At 49.1% G+C, this 22208-nt stretch carries 22 protein-coding genes and 2 tRNA genes; 11 read left to right on the top strand and 13 right to left on the bottom strand.

Annotated elements, in window-relative coordinates; genetic code table 11:
* The 4 genes from B7992_RS04585 to B7992_RS04570 form a co-directional block, all read left to right on the top strand.
* Positions 1 to 707, top strand: a 707-nt coding sequence (locus B7992_RS04585; RefSeq protein ID WP_141100371.1) for an RHS repeat-associated core domain-containing protein, incomplete at its 5' end; no start/stop codon positions are given.
* Positions 704 to 991, top strand: a complete 288-nt coding sequence (locus B7992_RS04580) for a hypothetical protein (RefSeq protein ID WP_073160973.1) — start codon at positions 704 to 706, stop codon at positions 989 to 991. The genes B7992_RS04585 and B7992_RS04580, both read left to right, overlap by 4 nt.
* Positions 992 to 1034: 43 nt before the next feature.
* Positions 1035 to 1844, top strand: coding sequence for an RHS repeat-associated core domain-containing protein (locus B7992_RS04575; RefSeq protein WP_083539695.1), 810 nt, complete (start codon positions 1035 to 1037; stop codon positions 1842 to 1844).
* 135 nt (positions 1845 to 1979) lie between these two features.
* A complete protein-coding gene (locus B7992_RS04570; protein WP_175552197.1) occupies positions 1980 to 2264 on the top strand; it encodes a hypothetical protein in 285 nt (94 codons plus the stop codon).
* 82 nt (positions 2265 to 2346) lie between these two features.
* Here the strand turns inward: B7992_RS04570 and B7992_RS04565 are convergent, their stop codons facing one another.
* The 4 genes from B7992_RS04565 to B7992_RS04550 form a co-directional block, all read right to left on the bottom strand.
* Complete coding sequence (locus B7992_RS04565) at positions 2347 to 2937, bottom strand: zeta toxin family protein (RefSeq protein ID WP_073284913.1); 591 nt, start codon at positions 2935 to 2937, stop codon at positions 2347 to 2349.
* A complete protein-coding gene (locus B7992_RS04560) occupies positions 2934 to 3131 on the bottom strand; it encodes a hypothetical protein (RefSeq protein ID WP_088658768.1) in 198 nt (65 codons plus the stop codon). Before B7992_RS04560 ends, B7992_RS04565 begins: the two co-directional genes overlap by 4 nt.
* A gap of 139 nt (positions 3132 to 3270) precedes the next feature.
* The gene (locus B7992_RS04555; protein ID WP_073160983.1) at positions 3271 to 3708 is read right to left on the bottom strand and encodes a hypothetical protein; all 438 of its coding nucleotides are present in this window, start codon (positions 3706 to 3708) and stop codon (positions 3271 to 3273) included.
* The gene (locus B7992_RS04550) at positions 3701 to 4156 is read right to left on the bottom strand and encodes a DUF3990 domain-containing protein (protein ID WP_073160985.1); all 456 of its coding nucleotides are present in this window, start codon (positions 4154 to 4156) and stop codon (positions 3701 to 3703) included. The genes B7992_RS04555 and B7992_RS04550 overlap by 8 nt, the downstream gene beginning before the upstream one ends.
* A gap of 163 nt (positions 4157 to 4319) precedes the next feature.
* On the opposite strand from B7992_RS04550, the gene B7992_RS04545 reads away from it, so the two are divergent.
* A complete protein-coding gene (locus B7992_RS04545) occupies positions 4320 to 4583 on the top strand; it encodes a hypothetical protein (protein ID WP_176421852.1) in 264 nt (87 codons plus the stop codon).
* A gap of 262 nt (positions 4584 to 4845) precedes the next feature.
* Here the strand turns inward: B7992_RS04545 and B7992_RS04540 are convergent, their stop codons facing one another.
* The 3 genes from B7992_RS04540 to B7992_RS04530 all read right to left on the bottom strand — a co-directional run bounded on the left by B7992_RS04540 (position 4846) and on the right by B7992_RS04530 (position 7478).
* A complete protein-coding gene (locus B7992_RS04540) occupies positions 4846 to 5844 on the bottom strand; it encodes a class II fructose-bisphosphate aldolase (RefSeq protein ID WP_073237255.1) in 999 nt (332 codons plus the stop codon).
* A 111-nt stretch (positions 5845 to 5955) separates the two neighbouring features.
* Positions 5956 to 7077: an OmpA family protein gene (locus tag B7992_RS17100; protein WP_254917613.1), complete on the bottom strand. Its 1122-nt coding sequence runs from the start codon at positions 7075 to 7077 to the stop codon at positions 5956 to 5958.
* Entirely contained in the window at positions 7077 to 7478 is a 402-nt protein-coding gene (locus B7992_RS04530) for a DUF4398 domain-containing protein (protein ID WP_073160991.1), read from the bottom strand. The genes B7992_RS17100 and B7992_RS04530 overlap by 1 nt, the downstream gene beginning before the upstream one ends.
* Positions 7479 to 7625: 147 nt before the next feature.
* Between B7992_RS04530 and B7992_RS04525 the strand changes: the two genes are divergently transcribed.
* Positions 7626 to 8798, top strand: coding sequence for an RICIN domain-containing protein (locus B7992_RS04525; RefSeq protein ID WP_254917612.1), 1173 nt, complete (start codon positions 7626 to 7628; stop codon positions 8796 to 8798).
* Between the two features lie 259 nt (positions 8799 to 9057).
* Here the strand turns inward: B7992_RS04525 and B7992_RS04520 are convergent.
* From B7992_RS04520 to B7992_RS04495, 6 genes are all read right to left on the bottom strand, one after another.
* Positions 9058 to 9133 (bottom strand) — tRNA-Asp (locus B7992_RS04520).
* 25 nt (positions 9134 to 9158) lie between these two features.
* A tRNA-Val gene (locus tag B7992_RS04515) sits at positions 9159 to 9233 on the bottom strand.
* A 17-nt stretch (positions 9234 to 9250) separates the two neighbouring features.
* The gene (locus tag B7992_RS04510) at positions 9251 to 9451 is read right to left on the bottom strand and encodes a hypothetical protein (protein ID WP_073160993.1); all 201 of its coding nucleotides are present in this window, start codon (positions 9449 to 9451) and stop codon (positions 9251 to 9253) included.
* A gap of 426 nt (positions 9452 to 9877) precedes the next feature.
* On the bottom strand, positions 9878 to 12163 hold the full coding sequence (locus B7992_RS04505) for an HD family phosphohydrolase (protein ID WP_073160995.1): 2286 nt from the start codon (positions 12161 to 12163) through the stop codon (positions 9878 to 9880).
* A 16-nt stretch (positions 12164 to 12179) separates the two neighbouring features.
* Entirely contained in the window at positions 12180 to 13154 is a 975-nt protein-coding gene (locus tag B7992_RS04500) for a PhoH family protein (RefSeq protein WP_073160996.1), read from the bottom strand.
* A gap of 16 nt (positions 13155 to 13170) precedes the next feature.
* The gene (locus B7992_RS04495) at positions 13171 to 13476 is read right to left on the bottom strand and encodes a hypothetical protein (RefSeq protein WP_073161095.1); all 306 of its coding nucleotides are present in this window, start codon (positions 13474 to 13476) and stop codon (positions 13171 to 13173) included.
* Between the two features lie 112 nt (positions 13477 to 13588).
* Between B7992_RS04495 and B7992_RS04490 the strand changes: the two genes are divergently transcribed.
* The 5 genes from B7992_RS04490 to B7992_RS04470 all read left to right on the top strand — a co-directional run bounded on the left by B7992_RS04490 (position 13589) and on the right by B7992_RS04470 (position 22187).
* A complete protein-coding gene (locus B7992_RS04490) occupies positions 13589 to 14968 on the top strand; it encodes an aminopeptidase P family protein (protein WP_176421851.1) in 1380 nt (459 codons plus the stop codon).
* A 70-nt stretch (positions 14969 to 15038) separates the two neighbouring features.
* A complete protein-coding gene (locus B7992_RS04485; protein ID WP_073161000.1) occupies positions 15039 to 18470 on the top strand; it encodes an MFS transporter in 3432 nt (1143 codons plus the stop codon).
* 16 nt (positions 18471 to 18486) lie between these two features.
* On the top strand, positions 18487 to 19383 hold the full coding sequence (locus B7992_RS04480) for a hypothetical protein (protein ID WP_073161002.1): 897 nt from the start codon (positions 18487 to 18489) through the stop codon (positions 19381 to 19383).
* A gap of 136 nt (positions 19384 to 19519) precedes the next feature.
* Positions 19520 to 19762, top strand: a complete 243-nt coding sequence (locus B7992_RS04475; protein WP_073161004.1) for an acyl carrier protein — start codon at positions 19520 to 19522, stop codon at positions 19760 to 19762.
* A 28-nt stretch (positions 19763 to 19790) separates the two neighbouring features.
* Positions 19791 to 22187, top strand: coding sequence for a beta-ketoacyl-[acyl-carrier-protein] synthase family protein (locus tag B7992_RS04470; RefSeq protein ID WP_088665666.1), 2397 nt, complete (start codon positions 19791 to 19793; stop codon positions 22185 to 22187).
* Positions 22188 to 22208: the final 21 nt, after the last annotated feature.

Genomic DNA, 22208 nt, shown 5'->3' with positions numbered 1-22208 from the left:
TGGAACCCGCCGATAAGGTGACGGAAACGTTTACAGGCAAGGAACGCGACGACGAGACCGAGCTGAATTACTTCGGCGCAAGATACCTGGATCCTATGCTCGGATTGTGGACAAGCGTGGACCCCAAGCGACAATTCGCAAGCCCGTATTTGTATGCGGGGAATGGAGTGAATCCCGTGAATGGGGTGGATGATGATGGGAAAGCCTTTAATCCTTTTGGTTTGTTGGTTGGTGTTGGGACAGGTGTTGCTGCATCGTGGGATGCTCAGGCTGAATATAGGCGAGTTAGTGGAGAGAATTACAATCCCGTGACAGAAACTATTGTAGGCGTGGTTACGTATGGCGCCTATGTTGCTGCCGGAGCTGTGGGTATCAATGGAGGTCTTCTTAAGGCTACACTTTTAGGTGGTCTTGTTGGAGGATTAACTAGTGGTGGCTCAACGGCATTTGCTGAAATTCTAGGGTCAGAAAAACTTGAAGGTTTTGATGGAGATAAAGTTGCTGAAGATTTTACTAAAGGGTTCGTGACAACTGCGTTCGGAGCAATGATGGGCGCTGGTGCTACAGAATTATTGGGTGGAGCTGCTCCTGCGGGCTATGTTGCTCCTTCCTCTGCGGAAGCTATCGGTGGTGCTGTTGGTGGTGCTGCTGGATTCGTTCTTGACCAATGTACAACGTCAGAATGGAATAAGGAATTTGCCGAATGATTTATTTTATTGCAAGTATTCCTTTTACTGTTGTGTTTCAAATACATGTTTCGGCGTTGAATAAAACTAAAAATCGTAAGTTTTGGCATTTTTTTTTACAAATACTAGTAGGCCCCGTTTTTTGTTTTTCTTTTTTTGGTCCAGCATTTTTAGGAGCTTGTATGAACGATTCCAGAATTGCTGAAGGAATTAGTATTTACACAACTTCTTTAGTTTTTCTATTTAATATGTCTAGATTTTTTTATGAATTAGTTCGATATGGGAAGGAAAATGAAAAGAAATAATTGGGTTGAATATTGATTAGTATTTTTTTGGTGCACCCCTTAAATGTATCCGTTGTCCTTTTTTAAGCAACAAGTTGCTAATTGCTGTCCGCCATTTGGCGAGCAGGTGGACTTGATGGAACCCGCCGATAAGGTGACGGAAACGTTTACAGGCAAGGAACGCGACGACGAAACCGAGCTGAACTACTTCGGCGCAAGATATCTCGACCCCATGCTCGGATTGTGGGTGAGTGTGGATCCGGCTCGTCAGTTTGCTAGTCCGTATCTGTATGCGGGGAATGGAGTGAATCCGATTTCAAGTGTTGACAATAAGGGCAATTATATGGTAAGGCAACGAGGGGGATCTTATAAGATTCGTCCAATGAGCTATAGCGAAGCTACTGTCGGATGGGTGATAAGAGACTTTGCTGTTGCTGCAGCTTCCATTGTTGGTGCATATCTTTTGACAACAGGTACGGCAGCAGCTGCTTTTGTTGGAGGATCGACTGCTTTATATGGCGCTACAAAAGGATTTGTTACAGGGGGAACAAATCGACTTGGTGGAGCTTCTATTGGAATAGGAGAAGCCGGAGTTCAGCATGTTACGGAAAGAATTATTATTGAAGGATCAGCAGCTGTTGGAAAGACAATGGCCGTCGGCTTAAATGCTTTTGATGCCTTGCTTGGTGCTTCAGATTTGTATTCAAAAGCCGATGATGAAGCTTTTATTGAAGATTTTAACAACAGCTTCGCAAATTGTAACAATGGAGGAGATTGTAATTCATTCCCGACACAACGTGCTGCAGAAGAGTTTGCGGAAGGTCTTGGCGGTGGTAGGGTTGATGTTGGTGACATTATAGTTGAAAAAGAGTGATTTGATATGAAAAGGTGTATCTTATATATTTTGGCATATGTCTTTTTTTCGGTAACGTACATTCTCATCTTTGATCCATGTCCAAAGATTTGTGTTTGGTCTTTTGTTCCGCCGTTTTTCTTTTGGTTGATATTTGTGTTGATGCATTCTCATGGTTGGAAAACAAATGCAGATGTTGTATCGGCACAAATGAAAAGTGGAACATTATTTGATTACGAACATGATGATGAGTTTGACAGAGCTTTGATGAATAAACCTCGTGATGAGAAATTCATTTTAATGGATAAGTATTTAAATCATGATTTTATTCATAATCCTGAGGATGATTTGTTTGATGAAAATATGAAAAAATTAAAGGTGAATAAAAAAGATTCAGAAACAACAATGGTCAAGCGTAATACTCTTAAGGAAAAACCATAACTATCACTACAAACAAGGGTCGCGCCTTCATTGGTGCGGCCCTTTTAAATTGCAAGAATGTCCTAGGGTTACAGTGCCTTGATTACAGCAGTTCCTGAACCCAATTGGGCAATATCTCGGCGTACTGCTTATACAAGGCTCCGTCAACCATTCTGCAAATCAGCTTAGGCAACTGATTGTCGACGGAATTGTCGTAGATGTAAGCTCTGTCTACTATGGAAATTGCGACGGCAGCATTCGCTAGTGACTTGTAGTAGCGGGTCACGATTTTAGAAATAGGGACTTCGTGGCCGCCTGTGAGGAAACGGTTTGTTACACGAAGAACGTTAATCGACGGCTTTTCTGTGCATACAAAGAAAAATCGTATGAAGAACCCTGCATCTTTTGCCTTGCGTATGAATTCAAGCTTCTCGTCTGAGGAAAAAACGGTCTCAAAGACGAAGTTTTTCTTTTCTTCAAGGCATTTGTAGCGAAGCTCGGTAGAATGCTGAGCTGCTTTTAGCACTGCTTCGGGGGAATTCCAGTTTCCGAACATTTCTTGGGCGATGTTGTCCGGGTTGATATAGACGCTATCGGCGGCCCATTCATTTTCAAGCAACTGAATGGTCGTAGTAGTCTTTCCGGAACCGTTTGGACCGGCAACAATGCATAGTGTCGGTTTCTTTTCGCTCATAGCAAACCAAGACGTAATTTTTTCTGGGCGATATTTGAAGCGACTTCTGCACGCATACGATCCATAGCCTCTTCTGCCTTGCGGGAGGATTCACGTGCTGCTGCACCGACCTTTTCCATAAGGGCTTCCAGCATTTCGTCGGAAGGCTCCTCCATGGATGATAGCCTGTATTTTTTCAGTTCTTCATCTGCCATGTCTGTAAATATATGAAAAAAATGTGATGAGTTAATACGTCGTTTTGTCCAAACCCCTGAAAATTTCCTATGATTGGAGAGGAATGCCGGTGGAGTTCAGGATGGAAAGTAAGTCGCGTACGACGGTTCCGGCAGGTGATTATGCAGCCAAAATTTCTCCGTTCTTGTAGCACGCGTCGATATATTCTCGAGATTGGTAAAACAAGTCGGAATTGTAGTTTGAAATCTTTGCCGCAAGCCAGGACCTGAAAATTTCTTTGATTCCAGAAATGGAGTCTTTTTGAGCAAAGTTGTCTTCTACAAGACGTGCGAAGACATCCCCGATGTCCCAATAGTCGGGCACAGTGTATTTGCAGCTGGCTATATTGTCAAATGATCCCAATGGTATGTTGTTCCTGACAATAAAGTCGTCGGCCACTTTTTCGATGGGTTCGCAGTGAAATACATCCTGATAATTGTAAATTCGGTCGACATCTTTTCCGAGTAGTTCAACAACACGAGATCGCTCGTTCTTCGTTATTCGTCCAATGTACTCAATGAGGCTGCATGTATAGAATAAAGCTGTATTCTTAATCATGAACTTCCCTCGCTGTTACAAAGGTCAATGAACTAATTGCGTTCTGGGTGCTAAAGCAAATCTGGTGTGTTGGGTACTTGAATTTAGCCAGGTCCCAAAATGCTTCCCTAGAAATGGTCCCATCTAGAAAACTTTGGACGTAATTAAAGATGGTGTCATCCGCCATGGGCCCTTCAATAACGTCATAATCGTGTTTGACGCCTTGTCTGCAGGCGACGATAAAGTCCAACCATTCGTCGGTCATCTTTTCAAATCTTAGAATATTTAGAGAAGGGTCTTCTTTATAATCATAGACGTTCACAAAGCCTTCACCAAATCGAGTCGCCCATCGGATCGCCTGTTGTTCGATGGAAGTGCAGTAAAAACCGAAATAAAAGTCTTTGTTGTACTTTGAGACTCTTACTTCTGGATGCTCAACAATTTGTGTACTTCCATGGAAAATCTGCATAACCCCAATATAGATAAAATTTTTTGTAAAAATTCGTCAGTCAGATTTTGTTTCATGACATAAAATCGTTCAAAAGATAGGTGTTTAGTGAATTTTTGAACGCACTATTCACAAACGCATGAAAATTTCCTATGATTGGAGAGGAATGCCGGTGGAGTTCAGGATGGAAAGCACACGAGTTTGCAGTATAGGCGATATGGACGCTGGAGGCGTCAACATGCCGCAGGGCCTGGGCCGCTACATGCCCGAGGACGCCTCGGCACCAGTAGTGCCATCGACGACTCTCGACGAAAATGGAAAGCCGACCGACTGGAGCATATTCAATCCTAAATTCGAATGGTATCTCAAGAACCACCGTGGTGGCCATGCGCAGTTGTCTATAAACTTATATGCAGAATGCAATCTGTTTATCCATCATAAAGTTTAGGGCTCGTTTGGACGAGCTTGCTTTGAACCGCCATTAAGTTATGCTGATTCTATTATTCGTGGTGAAAATCGTGTCCCACGGCACAGTTTGTGAAAAAAAAGGCACTCGGTGGAACCGAGCGCCTTTTTGAGAGCGAGAGCTACCGGAGGTTTTATAAACCCGCGGATTTGCTCGAGCGGTCTCTTTGTGAAAAAAGGCCACTTGGTTAGAAACCAAGTGACCTTTTCAACTTTTTAGTTAAGCGAGCGGTGCTCGCTAACTATTAAAGCTTGTCGTTAGAACCAAGAACGTCGACGATCTTGTGTTCGTACATCTTCTGCATGTTTTCGCGAGCCGGCTTCAGGTACTGACGCGGGTCGAAGTGATCCGGGTGTTCGTTGAAGTACTTGCGAACTGCAGCAGTCATAGCGAGACGGCTGTCGGAGTCGATGTTGATCTTGCAAACTGCAGACTTGGAAGCCTTGCGGAGCTGTTCTTCCGGAATACCAACTGCATCGGGGAGCTTACCGCCGTTTTCGTTGATGGTCTTAACTTCGTCCTGAGGAACGGAAGAAGAACCGTGGAGAACGATGGGGAAGCCCGGGAGCTGCTTTTCGATGGCTTCGAGAACGTCGAATGCCAGGGGAGGCGGAACCAGGATGCCGTCAGCGTTGCGAGTGCACTGTTCCGGCTTGAACTTGTAAGCACCGTGAGAGGTACCGATGGAGATAGCGAGGGAGTCGCAACCGGTACGGGTAGCGAAGTCAACGACTTCTTCCGGCTTGGTGTAGTGAGATTCTTCAGCGGAAACTTCGTCTTCAACACCAGCGAGAACACCGAGTTCAGCTTCGACGGTAACGTCGTGAGCGTGAGCGTATTCAACAACCTTCTTGGTGAGGGCGATGTTTTCTTCGTACGGGAGGTGAGAACCGTCGATCATAACGGAAGAGAAACCGTTGTCGATGCAGTCCTTGCACAGTTCGAAGGAGTCACCGTGGTCGAGGTGGAGAACGATCTGCGGATTTGCGCAGCCGAGTTCCTTGGCGTATTCAACAGCACCCTGAGCCATGTAGCGGAGGATGGTGCCGTTTGCATAGTTACGAGCACCCTTAGAAACCTGCATGATGACCGGAGACTTCTGCTTGACGGAAGCCTGAACGATAGCCTGCATCTGTTCCATGGTGTTGAAGTTGAAAGCCGGGATAGCATAGCCACCAGCAACAGCCTTAGCAAACATTTCCTTGGTGTTAACCAAGCCGAGTTCCTTATAAGAAACTGCCATTTTTTACCTCTTGTTTTTGTAATGGCGACTTGCGCCGCCGGTTTAAGATTACAGGCGAGAATTTAGAAAATTTGAGCCATTTTGGAAACGTTTCCCGCCAAAATATGTGATTTATTGAGCCTGCAGGGCCTTGTCCTGGATAACCAGGTCAACGCGGCGATTCTTCTGGCGGCCTTCCTTGGTGGAATTGTCGGCGATAGGCATGCTCATGCCCAGGCCCTTGGCGGTCAGACGGCCGGCTTCGATACCCTGTTCGACCAGGAAGTTCATCACGTTGTCGGCACGCTGCTGAGAGAGCTTCATGTTATGTTCTTCGGAACCGGTATTGTCGGTGTTACCTTCGATAGACACGTTAAACTGCTGGTATACGGAGAGAATACCGGCGACCTTGGCCAGGCTGGTCTTCAAATCGGACTTGAGGGTGGCCTTGTTCACGTCAAACAGGATGTCGGACATAGAAAGGATAATGCCGCGGGCGTCCTTGGACACCTGGATCAGCTTGGACTGGAGTTCGTTCAGCTTGTTCATGGCATCCTGCTGGCGGGCTTCAGCCTTGGCACGCTCTTCGGCAAGAGCCTTCTTTTCGGCTTCCAGGGCGGCCTGTTCTTCGGCCAGCTTCTTCTGGAGTTCGGCCTGCTGCTTCTGCAGTTCCGCTTCACGTTCGCTGGCGGCCTTCAGGGCGGCTTCCTGGGCTGCAGCTTCTGCCTGGAACTTTTCCTGGTTCTGCTGCATTTCTGCCTGGAGACGTTCCTGCTGACGCTTGGCATCTTCGTTAGACTGGGCTAGGCGGGCCTTTTCTGCTTCGAGGTCGGCGGCCAGGCTAGACATCTTGCCGCTGCGGGCGTTGGCGATCTGTTCCTGGATGGCTTCGATGGAGCGGTTTGTGGCGGCGCGTTTCTGCCAGTTTTCTGCGATATGGTTGCGCAAGGTCTGGGTTTCGGCCTGCATCTTGGCGATTTCGGCGTACTTTTGGCACTTAGCGGCCAATGGGGGAATCTGTTCGGAATTCAGGTCGTCAATTTCTACAGCCTTCAATTCGTTGAGGGTGCCGTAGGCGTGGGCGAGGGTAAGCTTTGCAGAAATAGCGTTTGCCGGTGCAGAAGCCTTGGTGTCCTGGAGGGCGGCTTCACAAACTTCGGAAGCGGTGGGGGCGGGCTGACTTGCGACATCAGCTTCGGCGGCAAAACTCATGGATGCAGCCAGAATACCCAGTGCTAAAATTTTCTTGTTCATTACTTGGCTGCTCCTTCCTTATTGGTTTCCTTGTCGAGAATGCTCTGGTAGAGGAGCTTACGTTCTACGTCGGCTCGCAAATCGGCTTCAACCTTCTGGTCTTCGGCCTTGGCGGCATCGCGTTCGCTAGTAGCAATTGCCAACAGCAATTCAAGTTCACTCTGTTCAAGAAGAACCTGAGCCTGCTCATCTTCGCCGGCTTCTTTTAGAACCCTGGCGGAATCAATCTTGGCGGTGGCGCTTGCAGTGGCGGTGGGGTTGACGCTGTTTTCGCGGGCCACAGCCATCGTGGCCTCGGTCTTACCTATGGAATTGTTCAGTGGACCATGGTTTCCTGCACATCCTGTGAGTGCGGCGAAAGCAGCCAGGCTTAGGCTGCATACTATAACTTTAGCCTTCATTAGGCTCACTCCTATATTTGAAATTTTGTCTTTAAATTATAAAATATGCGGTTTATGTGCGCAGTATATCACAAAAAAAAGTTTTTTACTTGCGATAATATATGCATGAAAGTAGATTTTGGGGTGGTGTATGGTGGCGGAGTTGTTATGAATCGAATTTTTGTTTCGGCCTTTGTTTCGGGCCTTTTTTTCTTGTCGTCCGGGGCTTTCGCCAAGGTGGATTATCACCTGAACAAGGTGGCGAATCCGTCTGACGATGAATTGGATGCCTACGAGCATATTGCTGCCGCCATGGATTCCGCGGTGTACATGTACAACAAGTACACCCATATGACCAAGCACATCGAGGTCTATTATAACACGGGTGTGCAAACCGCCGACGCCAGCTATAACGGCACCATGCGCTTCGGATCGAACCGCTCCTACATGAAGGTGCGCACGGCCATGCACGAAATGGGTCACACCATGGGTATGGGCACCACCAGCGAGTACACCGCCATGCTTAAGGACGGCGTCTTTCAGGGCGAAACCGCACAGGCCAAGCTGAAGGAACTGACGGGGGATCCCACCGCCGTTCTCAAGGGCGATTCCCAGCATTTCTGGCCATACGGTCTGAATTACGATTCAGAACTTCACTCCGAAGAGGATTTGATTATCCATTGCCAGATTGTAGAAGCCATGTACCAGGACATCTTTAAGGAGAAGTTCTTTATGGAGGCCCGCGTAAGGTATATGTCCGACGATAAGTGCATGGGCATTACGGCAAGCAATGGCCTTGAGATGATGGACTGCTCCGCCGCTGGAACGGTGGCGAAAATCTGGAGCATCGGGGACAGCCCCGTTACCTACCGTTTTGAATTTGGCGACCGCGTCATTGACGTGCCTAATGAATCCACCGCGGCAGGCGTCGTTCTGAGTACCTATTCCTGGAATGCCGGTGCCCATCAGCGTTATGTGCTGGAGTCTGCGCCGGTAGGCAATTCTAACGCTTATTACCTGCAAAATTACAAGAGCAAGCTTTACCTGTTGCCGTCCGAAAAGAACGTTGTCCAGGACGAACGTAGCCGCAGTATTGAATCTGGCGTCTGGGTGCTTGACCAGGTGGAAGAAGGTTCTACAGGCGGTGACACCCTGGTTGCGGATACTTCGATGACAGATACTACGGTTGTGGATTCGTCTAACGTGGAGTCTATCGGACAGTCCGCAGGACGGGTGGTTGCCAAACCGCTGAACGTAATGCTGCCTTCAAGATCTTTTGATGTGATGGGTAGGTCTGTAAAGAAGAACCGCAAACAGGAAAAGTTCCGTATAGTATTCTGATAGTAAAATCTTTGGACGCTGAAGATCAAGTGCGATGATGACGCAAATGATCAAGCGAAGGGCCTCCTGCGGGAGGCTTTTTTCGTGAGGCGGGACTGAGGGGGATACAGGTGGGGTGTTGAGATGCTGAGATGTTGAGATACCGAAACAAGTTCAGCATGACATGGTTCAGCATGACGTTGAGCGGGGGGGGGGGCTTGGTTTGTTTCACTACGTTCAACAAACGAAAAGACCTTCTCAAAAGAGAAGGTCTTTTTCGCGGGATAGACGAGGCTTGAACTCGCAACCTCCGGCGTGACAGGCCGGTGCTCTAACCAAAATTGAGCTACCACCCCAAAAACGTTTCCGTTTTATTGGTAGTGGGCGATAACGGATTCGAACCGCTGACATTCTGCTTGTAAGGCAGACGCTCTGAACCAGCTGAGCTAATCGCCCGAATGGTGTGTTCAGAATTACTGAACGTCGTTCTTATCTTCTTTCTTGCCTTTCAAGAGAATTCCCAGAGGGATAACCACCAAGTAGGCGAGACAGAGAATAAGAGGTGCAACCGTAAGGGAAATCGGGTTTTCTGCAGGGCCAGTAGCGAGACAGATGAAACCGACTGCCAGCAAGATAACTCCAAGAGCAATAAGAACAAGATTCTTTTTTGTCATTGTGTTTCCTACCGTTTCACGATTACGAAGCCAAATATACAAAAGCAAAAATATTTGTCAAGGGAGAAAGAGAAAAAAAGTGAAATTTTTTAGGAGTGAGGTACAAGGTATGAGGACGGAGCTTCGACTCCTTTGGGCTAGATAATCGCACCGAAGGCGCCTAAGTTAGGTATGAGGTTTGAGGTATGAGGACGGAGCCTGCGGCTCCTTTGGGCTAGATAATCGCGCCGAAGGCGCCTTACTCATCGCTCACAGCTCGTATCTCATAAATCAAATCTACATCACAAGATCCCTCGACTCCACTTCGTTTCGCTCGGGATGACACCCGCTCTTCACTATCCACTGTTCACTAAAAAAGAGCCGTCAGCTAATCGCCCACGACTCCTTTATCCTTTAACCTTTAAACTATACGCTTTAACCTATCCGCTACTTCTGTCCCGGATACTTGACTCGGGTGTGGTATGTTCCGTCGAGGCTGGTGAGGAAAGCCTGTTCCAGCTTGAACAGTTCCTTCACAGACAAGTTACATTCGTTGAACTGACCTTCCATGAATCGACCTTCGATGGTGTTATGAATCATGGCGGTCAGAGCTTCGGGGGAGGTATCAGTCATAGATCGGCTGGTTGCTTCGATGATGTCTGCCAGCATAAGGATTGCGGTTTCCTTGCTCTGGGGCTTGGGACCCTTGTAGCTGTAATCCTTGATGTCGACCTGCGCTCCACTTTCTGCAGCCAGTTCCTTCGCCTTGTGGTAGAAGAACTTGATTTCAGAGGATCCGTGGTGTTCGCGAATACCGGCAGCCACCAAGTCAGGAATATTGTATTCCTTGGCAAGGCTAGCACCCTGTTCCACATGCTCCACGATAATCTTAACAGATTGAGCCGGGTCAATATTGTTATGGGGATTCACACCTTGCTTCTGATTTTCGGTAAAGTATTCAGGGCGCATGGTTTTTCCGATATCGTGGTAAAGAGCCATGACGCGGACCAACAGAGAATTTGCGCCGATACTATCGGCAACCTTTTCGGCCAGGTTAGAAACCTGAATGCTGTGGTGGAACGTACCCGGTGCGATTTCAGAGATGCGCTTTAATGCGGGACGATTAAAGTCAGACATTTCCATAAGCGTCAAAACCGTCGTAATACCAAAAACACGTTCAATCAAATGGATCAAAAGCACCGAGGCCAAGGAAGAACAGATGATCACGTTCATGCCGCCGACAATCATGTTCTGGTAGAAGGCTTCAAAGGAAAGACGGTTACGCAGGAGGAAGATGACGCAGATTGCTGCAGCCATGGCAATAACGCCAGAAAGGATACCCCACACAAACTGAACGCGATAGCGCATTCTAGCAAGAGGGTAGGTAGCGCCAAAGGTCACGCTGAAGGCGCAAATGGCAGCAGCAAGGTCATAACCGTTCAGCACACCAAAAATAAGAGCCGAGAATGCGCTGAAGGCAAATCCCAGACGGCGGTCAAAAAGCACGGTCGCCATAACAGGAGACAATGCAAACGGGTACAACCACATGAAGTCAAAATTTTCAGGCAAGATAGTCAATTCAGACCGGTTCAACGTTCCAGAAAGATTGTGGACAATCCAGAAAGCGACCAGCTGCAGAAGGACCAGCGAGGTGAAACTCCAAAGCTGGCGGGCGTCCTTGAACATGGTGCGGGAGGGAATATTCAGGAAGAACAGGAAGAACATGGTGATGATGATGACAAACACCAAGGCGTTACCGTAAATAGCGGTAAAGGTCTTGGAATTTTCTTCCTTCTGTTGAGCCTGCTGAAGTGCGTCAATCTTTTCAAGAATTTCCTTGGTAATGGGAGCGCCCTGAGTCACGATTTCCATGCCGCGGGGAACCATGCCCTTAATGAGGGTCACCTTGTTGCGAGCTTCTTCGCGGCTGGCCATAGTTTCTTTTTCTAGATAGAAAACGTTGGGCATCATGAAAACAAACAACGTTTCATAGAAGGCGCTAAGGAGCCCCTGTTCATTGGGGAAACTCATTTGCAGCTGGGCGAATGCTTCGTCGATGCGGCGGCGGAGAGGCTGAATGTTCGCCACTTCTACGGTGGATGTTTCATTATTCTTGAGCAAGGTGATGTTGGGCTTGCTGTAGATAATGCTCTTGAGATCCTGCAGATTGTAATTGTCCTTATAGAGCTGGGCTGCAGTTTCGGAGCTTGCCAACAAAGTGTTGGAAATACCCTTCTGCAGAATCTGATTGAACACAGAAAGCAAGGAATCGCGGGCCTTGGCGTTCTGGCTCAAGGGCTTGATGGCAGAAGTGGAAATTCTCTGCTTTACGATTTCATAGACACGGGATGCCTGAACCACCTTGACCTGCACGGTGGAATCGCCACCCTCGGAAGAACTGGCCTGGGAAATCTGGGCCTGGAGGGAACCGTACTGAGCCAACTTGTGCAGGAACACCTTCAGGTCTTCGTACACGCGGTTGGTTTCGTCGTTGTTGAACTCGAAAATGGCGTTTACTTTGTCTGCTGCACGAGCCTTTTCGGATTCAATTTCCTGCTGGGACTTAGGCACTTCGAAATTGATAGGTGCCACAATGGTGCGGGGGCTAACCTGACCCAGACGGGGACGTTCTGCCTGGAGGGCGATGTTCTTGTCGGGGAAGAGGAAAATGGCGGCGGCTACAACGAGAACCCAACCGATAATAAGGTGAATTTTCAGCTGCTTTTTCGTCATGTTCTATAAAGTCCTTTTAGCGTTCTTTTTGCTGATAGGCGAGGAGGATGTCTTTTACAAGGTGATGGCGAAGGACGTCGGTGGCGGTAAAGTCAACCTGAGCGATTCCCCGGATTCCCTTGAGAATATCCATAGCGTGAACCAACCCTGACTTTTGCCCCTTGGCCAAGTCGACCTGGGTGGCATCGCCAGTAATAATCGCCTTACTGTGAGGGCCCAGACGGGTCAGGAACATCTTCATTTGTTCGGGCGTGGTATTCTGGGCTTCATCAAGAATGATGAAGGCTCGCTTGAGGGTTCGACCGCGCATGTAGGCGAGGGGAGCCACTTCAATAGCGCCTGTTTCTTCGTAACGGCGAAGCTTTTCTGCGGGGAGCAGTTCGGCCAGACTATCGTGAATGGGGCGCAGATACGGGGCAATCTTTTCTTTAAGGTCGCCAGGTAAAAAGCCCAAGGATTCACCTGCTTCTACGGCGGGGCGCACCAGGCAGATGCGCTCGGCTTCATGGCGTTCAAGGCTTGCCACTGCCAGAGTGACAGCCAGGAAAGTCTTGCCGGTACCAGCGGGCCCCTTGGCGAAAATGACGTCGTTATGTTCGACCGCCTTCACCAGTTCGGCCTGAGCCTGGGTCTTTGCAAACACGGAAACACCGAAGCGATTTCGGAAGACGGGGGTGCTGGGGATGGAATTGTCCATAGGTTCGCCCAGTTCGACGGGTCCCAGAAGACGTTCCACCTGTCTAGCTCCGATTGCACCGCCATTTCGGGCAGCCATCTTCAGCTGGTCCAGTACGGCAAAAACACCGGCAATGTCGCCCTGTACAGGCTTGCCGTGTTCATCCAGATCCTTGGCGATAATAGTCAGCCCCGGCAGGCGGGTCTGTATCTCAACAGAAAAACGGCTCTCCAGTAATCGGAAAACCGCTTCATTCTCGCCTGAAATCGTACGTTTCAGGTCATCAGATAGGGAATAGCGCTTGATTTCGCTCATTCAATGTTCTTGCCAATTATTCGGCGGCGGAGTCGTCGGCAGTAGACATACCCAGCTTGTTCTTGGCTTCGAAGATTTCCTTACGGAGCTTGTGGTTCTCTTCGGTGAGAGCGGTAGCTTCCTGTTCGGTCTTCTTCAGCTTGTTTTCGTCGATTACTTCCTTGGGAGCGGCCTTCTTCTTGCTGCCGCCCTGGACTGCAGCCGGGGAATCGGAATCATCTTCGTATTCATCGTCGCTGCCACCGTTAGAACCAGCGCAAGCGGTAAACATAGCAACAGTCATAGCTGCAACAATCAACTTCCAATTCTTAAAAAATTTCATTTGTTCAGGCTCCATTTTGGTCTGTGATGGCCTAAATGTATAATATTTTGTGGCGAAAAGAATGTGAAAAACGTAAATTTTGTGGCAAAAATGAATGATTTTGAGGCTCAGAATGTCTTTAAACGAAAAAAAATCTGTTTGCGACCCTTATTCCCAAGTTTTTATATCCTCTAAGGACTACAATTCCAGAAACCTTTACAAAAAACGCCGGGAGGCCATGCTCAGGGAACTGGATTCCTTCTGCGTTATCGCCGGAATGCCCATGGAACCGGGTGGCGAAGAAGCCTTTGTGCAAACCTGGAACAAGATGATCCAGGAACCCGCCTTCCTTTACTTGACCGGAATCAACCAGGCCGGGTGCTATCTGCTGCTTGACCCCAGGGACGGGGCCGAAATCCTGTTCGTACCTGAAAAGGATCCTTTCAAGGAATTCTGGAACGGCAAACGTCTCGGCTATGTGGAAGGGGACCGCGATGTGCAGAAGGTGACCGGTTTCAAGGACGTTCGCCCCCTGGATGAACTTTGGGATACGGTGGTGGAGCGAGCCCGCAAGAAACCCAATCCCGGTTTCGCCTATGCGTTCTATTTCGAAAAGTGGCCCGATGACCATAACGACCAGTTCCGAAAGGAGATGAAGAAGGCCCTGGCCAGCGAGGGTTTGAAGGGATTTAAGCTGAAGAGTGCCGCTAGCCTTCACTGGAAACTGAGACTGCCTCTGGAAAAGGAACGCATTTCTGATGCCTGCGTGGCCCAGAACATTACTGACCAGGCATTCCGCGCAGTGCTGGGCCAGATGTCTAGCCTGAAGAATGAACGTCAGCTGGGCCTTTTGCTGGACTATGAGATGCAAAAACGTAGCGACGGTGATTTGGCTTTCCCGACCATTGTGGCCGGTGGCGCAAATGCCTGCTGCCTCCACTATGTCAAGAAGGATGAACCGCTGCAGGATGGCGACCTGGTGCTCCTGGATTTCGGAATCCGCTACAATTCCCTGCATAGTGACTTGAGTCGCACCCTTCCTGTTAACGGCAAGTTCAACCCGTTGCAGAAAATGTTGTACGAAATCGTACTGGACGCCCAGACGGAATACCAGAAGTCGGTACGCCCCGGCGTAAGCCTCAAGGAAATCGGAAATATTCCCTGGGATTTCATCATGGATGCTCTGGATGAACGTCTTGTGAAAGGCGCAAAGGGCAAGTTCAAGTTGCTTTATGACCGCCGCCCCCATGGGGTAAGCCATTTTATCGGCGAACAGATCCATGAAGGTGAACCGGGTACCCGTTCCCTGGAAGTGGTGCTGGAACCGGGGATGCTGATTTCTTGCGAACCTGGCCTTTATGGCGAATTTTGGGCAAATATCGGAGGAAAGAAGTTCCACGAGAAGATCGGTATACGCATCGAAGACGACCTGCTGATTACAGAAAAGGGCTTCCGTAACCTTTCTGAAAATATCCCCAAAACTGTAAAGGATTTGGAATCCCTCATTAAATAGGGAATATCAAATTTTTTAGATTTAGGAGCCGAATCTATTTTCGGCTCTTTTTTATTTGAGGCATAGGAAAATGTGGAAAGTTAAAGGTTCTGTTCGATATTTCTTATCGATCCTTGCAACAGTTTTTGTTCAGACAGGTGTGTTTATTTACGCCCAGAAAATTCTTTCGGGTTCCTTTACGGCTGATGGAAGCGGACAGACCTGGCAGGCCTTTATGCTGCAGGTTTTCTTTATCGCCCCTTACATCTTGATGGTCTTTTTTGCGGGATTCTTTACCAACAGGTTCTCCAAGAATAAGGTGTTGGCATGGTCCTCGTTATTGATGACTTGCTTTGTCATTGCCCAGGCGGTGTTGGTGACTTGCGGCATCCCTCGTGTGGCGTTCTGGCTTTCTATTGGCCTTAGCAGTGGTTTTGCCATTCATAGTGCGGCAAAGTACGGCATCCTCAAGGAAATGTTTGGCGTTCGTAATCTGAGTTTCGCCAATGCCTTCCTGCAGATTTTCAGCTTGGGCGGCATGATATTCGCCTCCTGGCTTGCCATTGTCGGTGTGAACTTGATTAACCTGGATTCCCTGGTTTCTTACGAGGCCGTTCACCGCATTTTGTCCCATTCCGTGGTGATTCCCTGGATCTTGACGGGGGTTAGCGTACTTGGTACGATTGCCAGCTTTATGGTGCCTAGGGTAAAGTATGAAAATCCCAATGTGAACATCGCCAAGGTCCGTAAGCACTTGAGTCTGGGCTGGCGTGTTCCCTCCCTCCGTGGTTCCATCATCGCCCTTTCTATGTTCTGGGCTCTGGCCCAGGTGTTCGTGCTGGTTTTCCAGGACGCTTCCGGCTCTCAGATCCTGAACATGATGCAGGATTACCTGGCATTTGCCGTGGTGGGTCTTGTGGTGGGTTCCATTGTGGCTGCCGCCAAGTCCAGGGATTTTATTGAAACCGGATTCATTCCCCTCGGTATGTTTGGCGTGTCCATCTGCATGTTCCTGGTCCCGTTCATGGTGAACCCCTTCGCCCTGGTGGTCCTTTATTCCTTGACGGGACTTTTTGGCGGCTTGTTCCTGGTGCCGGTCAACGCACTTCTACAGTATAACACTCGTCCCAACAATTCGGGCTCCGTTCTAGCCCTTTCCAATATGATCCAGTCCATTGTTTTGATTGGATTCCTGTTTGTTTTCTCTTACCTGGTCCGTTATACCGATATCCTGCCCCAGTACTACTTCCTCGGAATTGCAGTCATTTCTGCATGCGTGTTCCTCTGGTCCATTTCCAACTTGCCTCAGGCCATGATCCGCACGGTGTTGCGCCTGGTGTTTAACCGTTACAAGATTCGCGTGCTGGGTGTGCAGAATATTCCCAACGAAGGTCCGGTATTGCTGGTGGGTAATCACCATAGCTTTATTGACTGGGCCATGCTCCAGATGGCTAGCCCCCGTCCGCTGTGTATCGCCAGCAACAAGGACCATTTCGACAAGTGGTACCTGCGTTCTATTCTGAAGCGTCTGGGCAATATCCGCATCGACAACAATAATCCCAAGCCTGCCATGGATCGCATTCACGAGGCCCTGCTGGCTGGTAAGGCTGTGGTCATTTTCCCCACGGGCGAAGTGTCCAAGTCACCTCATGTGGACCCCTTCCATATCGATTACTCTTCTGCCATTGACGATACTGACGCCGAAATTATCCCGTTCTATATTCAGGGTCTGTGGGGGAGTAACTACAGTTATAGTTCCTCTAACATGTATGGCGCTTCTGCCGATCGTTCCGTGACGGTAGCCTTCGGCGAAAAGATTCCGGCCACCACACCTCCTAACGAAGTCCGCGCCATCGTCCGTAAGATTTCTATTGAAGCCTGGCGCTATTCCGTGAATTTCTTGCGTCCCATTGCCGCCTCCTGGATTCGTACCTGCAAGCGCTATGTGAAGAACGGACCTGCCATCTATAACCCGGACGGAGGCCACTTTTCTGGCTACAAGCTGATGGGCGCCGTCATGGCGTTCCGCGGACTTCTGTGGAAGCTGTTGAATAAGAACGAGCAGAACGTGGGTATCATGCTTCCGCCTAGTCCGGCTGGAGTCATTGTAAACCTGGCCCTGTGGGTCATGGGCAAGACCAACGTGAACCTGAACTACACCTCCTCTGTAGAAAACGTAAAGTTCTGCTGTGAAAAGGCTGATGTATCTACGGTCATAACCAGTAGACAGTTCATTCAGAAACTGAAGGGTAGGGGAAACGACTATAGCCAGATTGCAAGCGACAAGGTTCGACTGTTCTATGCCGAAGACCTGATGAAGATGCTGCCCAAGCCTAAAATTGCCGCCCTTGTACTGCTTTGCGTGGTAATGCCCAGCTGGCTAATCCGTCTGATTTTCTGCAAGCATCGTTCCATGAACGACAATGCGGTGATCGTGTTCAGTTCCGGTTCCGAAGGTACGCCTAAGGGCATCGAACTGACCCAGCGCAATCTGATGGGTAACATCCAGCAGCTGGCCTGTATTTTGAATGTGAGCCGCGGTGACGTGATGCTTTCGGAACTGCCCCTGTTCCACAGCTTCGGCCTGACGGTGACCACGATTCTGAACCTGGTGGAAGGTTGCCCCATTGTGACCGTGGCGGACCCCACCGACGTAAAGACCATGGCTCGCGTCTGCTGCGAATTCCACGTTTCGTTCCTGGTGGCGACCCCCACCTTCTTGCGCGCCTTTACTGTTAGCCGTTACGTGCACCCGCTGGTATTCAAGTCCGTGCGCCTGATTATTGCCGGTGCAGAAGCCCTGCGTCCGGAATTGGCAACCGCATTCCGCCTGAAGTTCGGCAAGGAAATCTTTGAAGGTTACGGCTGTACCGAAACCGCTCCGGTGGCCTCCGTGAATACGGAAAACACCTTGCTGAATGACTATACCACCATGCAGCTCAATAACAAGCCTGGCACCGTGGGTCCTGCTCTGCCCGGAACCCAGTTCCTGATTGTTGATCCCGAGACCAACGAACCGTTGCCTACCGGGGAAGCCGGTATGATCTTGATAGGTGGTTGCCAGGTCATGAAGGGCTACCTGAAGGATCCGGACCGCACTAAGGCCGCTATTGTCAACCTTGACGGAATTCGTTATTACCGCACAGGGGACAAGGGCTACCTGGATCAGGATGGTTTCTTGACTATCGTTGACCGTTATAGCCGTTTTGCCAAGCTGGGAGGCGAAATGATCAGCCTCGGAGCCGTCGAAAAGAAGATTCAGGACACTCCGGTCCTTGAAGGTTGCGATTATTTGATTACCACAGTTCCCGATGCAGCCAAGGGCGAAAAGATCGTTTTGCTTTACCAGGGCGAAAAGGAACCGAAAACTGTGCTTGCGGAGCTTCGCGCCAGCAATAACTTCCCGCCCATAATGTTACCTTCTGTAGCTTTCCAGGTAGAAAAGGTTCCTAAGCTTGGTACAGGTAAGGCCGACTTTACTACAGCCAAGAAACTGGCCAAGGAACTGGTGGAAGCTAAATAGGGTAAAATGAGGACAAATGAGTGAAAAGAAAGAGATAAACTACGGGTTGACCGCTGTAAGAACGGGGCGGTTGGTGGCCGCCGTAATCGCCTTTGCCGGCATGTTGATGCTGTTTATTCAGCGGGTTCTTGCAGCGGTTCTTGTTATGGCGAATGATGCAGTGACTTTGGGTCTTGCACGCTATAATAATTTTACAGGGCGATTCGCCTCTAACAACTTTGCAGAAGACAAACAGCTTTTAGGTCTTCTGAAAGAAGTTCAGGATATTTTGCCTGCAGCAGATACGGCCCTGGCCATTTTGTTAGCCTTATCAATCGCCCTGTTGGCAATTGCCTTAATCGGTCTTGCCTTGCCGAGGCAATTTGTCCACATTCTGGTGGCCCTCAAGTTGCTAAAATGGGAAAATGGGGAAGGTGACGACGAAGGAGAAAGGGTTAACCCGCGACAAGTTCTCGAAACAATCGGCAACGTTCCCTTAAAAAAGTTAGCGTTTCCTGTTGCCATCATTATAACACTTATTATACTCTGTTTGGGAATTTCTACCTGTCATCAGCGAGTTATCTCCAATTCCGTTGAGGGAAATCTGGAAGATATGCAGCTGAAAGCCCTGGCCTATATCGATGCCCAGAAAGCCTATTTTGGCAAGAATAAGACTATTGGAGGTCCGGCTGCCTTAAAAATGACAGATTCCCTGTCTACAGACGCATTTGACATGAAGGTAACTGCAACCCGTTTTAGTGCCGTATCTAAAATACCCCTGGGAGAATGTCCGGCAGGGAGCCGTTGGCAGGTTGCGGCCAGCACAAAAGGTGTTTTTAACGTGGAATTATCCCTTTATCGAGGGGTTCCCAAGGACACAAATTGTGTAAAATTGACTCCGGATTTCAAAAATTTAGGACGAAAATCACGCTAAAATTCATTTTTTTCTTCATTCATACGCCAAAATGGCCCATTCATGCACCTCGCAGCCTTTTTGGGGATTTTTTGAAGAAAGATTTTTGTATCTTTGTGCCAAAAAAAATTAAACCATAAAAAAAGAGAGGATTAGCATGGCTAATGAAGAAGTTAAGAGCAAGTTGAAGGCATTCTTTATGTCTGATCTGGGTGTGGATGGTGACGTTCTGAACTATGACACCCCGCTTTTCGGTGAAGAAATCGGCCTGGATTCCGTCGACTCCCTGGAAATCATCTCCTTCGTTGACAGCACCTTTGGTGTTTCTATGACTGGCGTGGGCAAGGAACCCTTCCAGAGCATCGATACCATTGCTGACTTTATTGAATCTCACAAGTAATTCAATCTGATTTTCGGATTTATCTTTTATGACTTCTAATGACTGCCGCTGTGTCGTTACCGGTCTTGGCGTTATTTGTGCCATCGGTAACAATGTTGAAGAAACTTGGAAAAATGCCCTAAATTCTGTTTCGGGTATTCATAAGACCACCTCTGTAGATACCAAGAACTGCTATGCAGATCTTGCCGCAGAAGTGAATTGCGACTCCCTGGATGCAATTGATGCTCCCGAAGAAAAGGATCGCGCCTCCAAACTTTGCATTAAGGCGGCAAATGAAGCTCTAAAAGATGCCAATCTCGGAAATTTTGGCGACGACCAGCGTGTCGCCGTGATCATCGGTAGCTGCGTGGGTGGTGTCATTAGCGTGGAACATTACCACCAGAATGGCCGCCCGGCTGCTGATATTCCCAAGATGCCCATCGCTTCCATCGCATCCCAGGTTGCTGAAACTTGTGGAGCTGGCGGCATCGTGACCAACGTGGCAAATGCATGTGCTGCAGGTACCATCTCTATCGCCCTGGCTTGCGACTTGATTCGTGCCGGTCGTGCCGACGTGGTGATCGCAGGTGGTGCAGATTCCTTTGCCGCAGTGCCTTATTCCGGCTTCCTTTCGCTCCACGCACTTGACGAAAACGGTTGCTCTCCCTTTAACCATTGTAATGGTATTACTCTGGGTGAAGGCGCCGGCATCGTAGTTGTGGAATCTTACGAACATGCCCAGAAGCGCGGTGCCAAGCAGTATTGCGAAGTGCTGGGTTCTGGCGTGACAAGTGACGCTCATCACATTACCGCCCCCCGTGAAGATGGTCTGTGCCTGACCGAAGCCATGAGTCGCGCTGTCAAGAATTCTGGTATCAAGAGGTCTGACATTGGCTATCTGAATGCCCATGGTACTGGTACCGGCAAGAATGATAATGCCGAAATCAACGCCTTTGGCAAGTTCTTTGCCGAAGAAAATCCCACTATTAGTGTAAGTTCTACCAAGGTGATGACTGGTCATTGCCTGGGTGCCGCAGGTGCTATCGAAGCCGTCTTTAGCATCAAGGCTCTTACCACAAATACCGTTCTTCCCACACTCCATTATACTGCCGAAGATTCTGAAGCCCTCAAGGCCAAGGTCGGTCAGATGGACTTTGTGCAGAACACCCCCAAGTCCAAGGAACTGAACTGCGTTATGAGCAATAACGTGGCATTCGGTGGCACCAACGCAAGCATTGTCTTTAGTAAGATGGCTGGCGATGTAGTAAAGCAGCCGGCAAAGGGCAAGAAGATTGCCGTTACCGGTATCGGTATCGTAAGCCCCCTGGGTAATTCCAAGCTGGCTTACCTGGATGCTGTCAAGAACGATGCCAAGCCCGAAAGTGCCTCTGTCCATTCCACCATCACCAACGATGACTACAAGGAATTGGGAATCAAGATGGCATTCTACCGCAAGTTGGATAATCTGGGTCAACTCCAGACCGTTTCCGGCATGCGCGCTCTCCAGGACGCAAACTTCACCGTTACCGATGACAATGCCAAGGACGTGGGCATTATCGTAGGTACCAGCGAAGGTGGCCTGGGTGCAACTTATGATTTTGAAGAATTGATTGCGGAACAGGGCAATGCCAACGGCAGTGCTTTCAAGTTCCCCCATACCGTTTACAATGCCGCAGGTGGTTACCTTTCCATCTGCTCCGGCATCAAGGGCTACGGCGTGACCATTACGACGGGTCCTGTTTCTGGTCTCGATAGCATCGGATACTCCATGAGCGTTATTTATGACGGTCAGGAAAGCGCCATGATGGCTACCGGTTCCGACGAAAACCTGCCCATTATTACTGAATTTGCCCAGAAGTTGAATGTGGCCGCCGATAAGGTCGTGGCTCCCTTCGACAACGCAGAAGGTTTCGTGGTTGGCGACGGTTCCGTTTCTATTATGATGGAAACTGAGGAATATGCCAAGGCTCGCGACGCCAAGGTTTACTGCTACGCCCTGGGTTACGGCAATGGCCGTAAGAACGTGAAGTTCGGTAAGGTTGCCGGTTCTGGCGAAGCTTTGGACAACGCCATTAACGATGCCCTTAAGGATGCTGGCCTCGCTGTGGCTGACATTGACGCCGTTTGCGGTTTTGCCGACGGTTTCAAGACAGTGGATGACATTGAAAAGGAATCCCTGGCCCGCGTATTTGGCGATAAGCTGGAAACTCTTCCCCTGTTCGAAGTGAAGGAACGCGTTGGCGAAGGCCGTGCCGCTTCTGCCACTTTGGCTGCCGCCGAAGCCGCCCTGCTGCTTTCTGGCGAAATGGAAAGCGACAATGCCTACTTCGTGGCCAAGGACGGATCCGTTTCCAGGAAGAACGTTGACGCAGCTGGTCTTAAGAAGATTTTGGTGGTTGCCTTTGCTACAGGCGGTTCCTATAGCGCCGTAGTATTCGGTAAGTAATTTACTTGAGAAGGAGATATT

This window comes from Fibrobacter sp. UWH1, assembly GCF_002210365.1.
Lineage (GTDB): Bacteria > Fibrobacterota > Fibrobacteria > Fibrobacterales > Fibrobacteraceae > Fibrobacter.
This window is presented reverse-complemented; position numbering and strand designations above follow the sequence as displayed.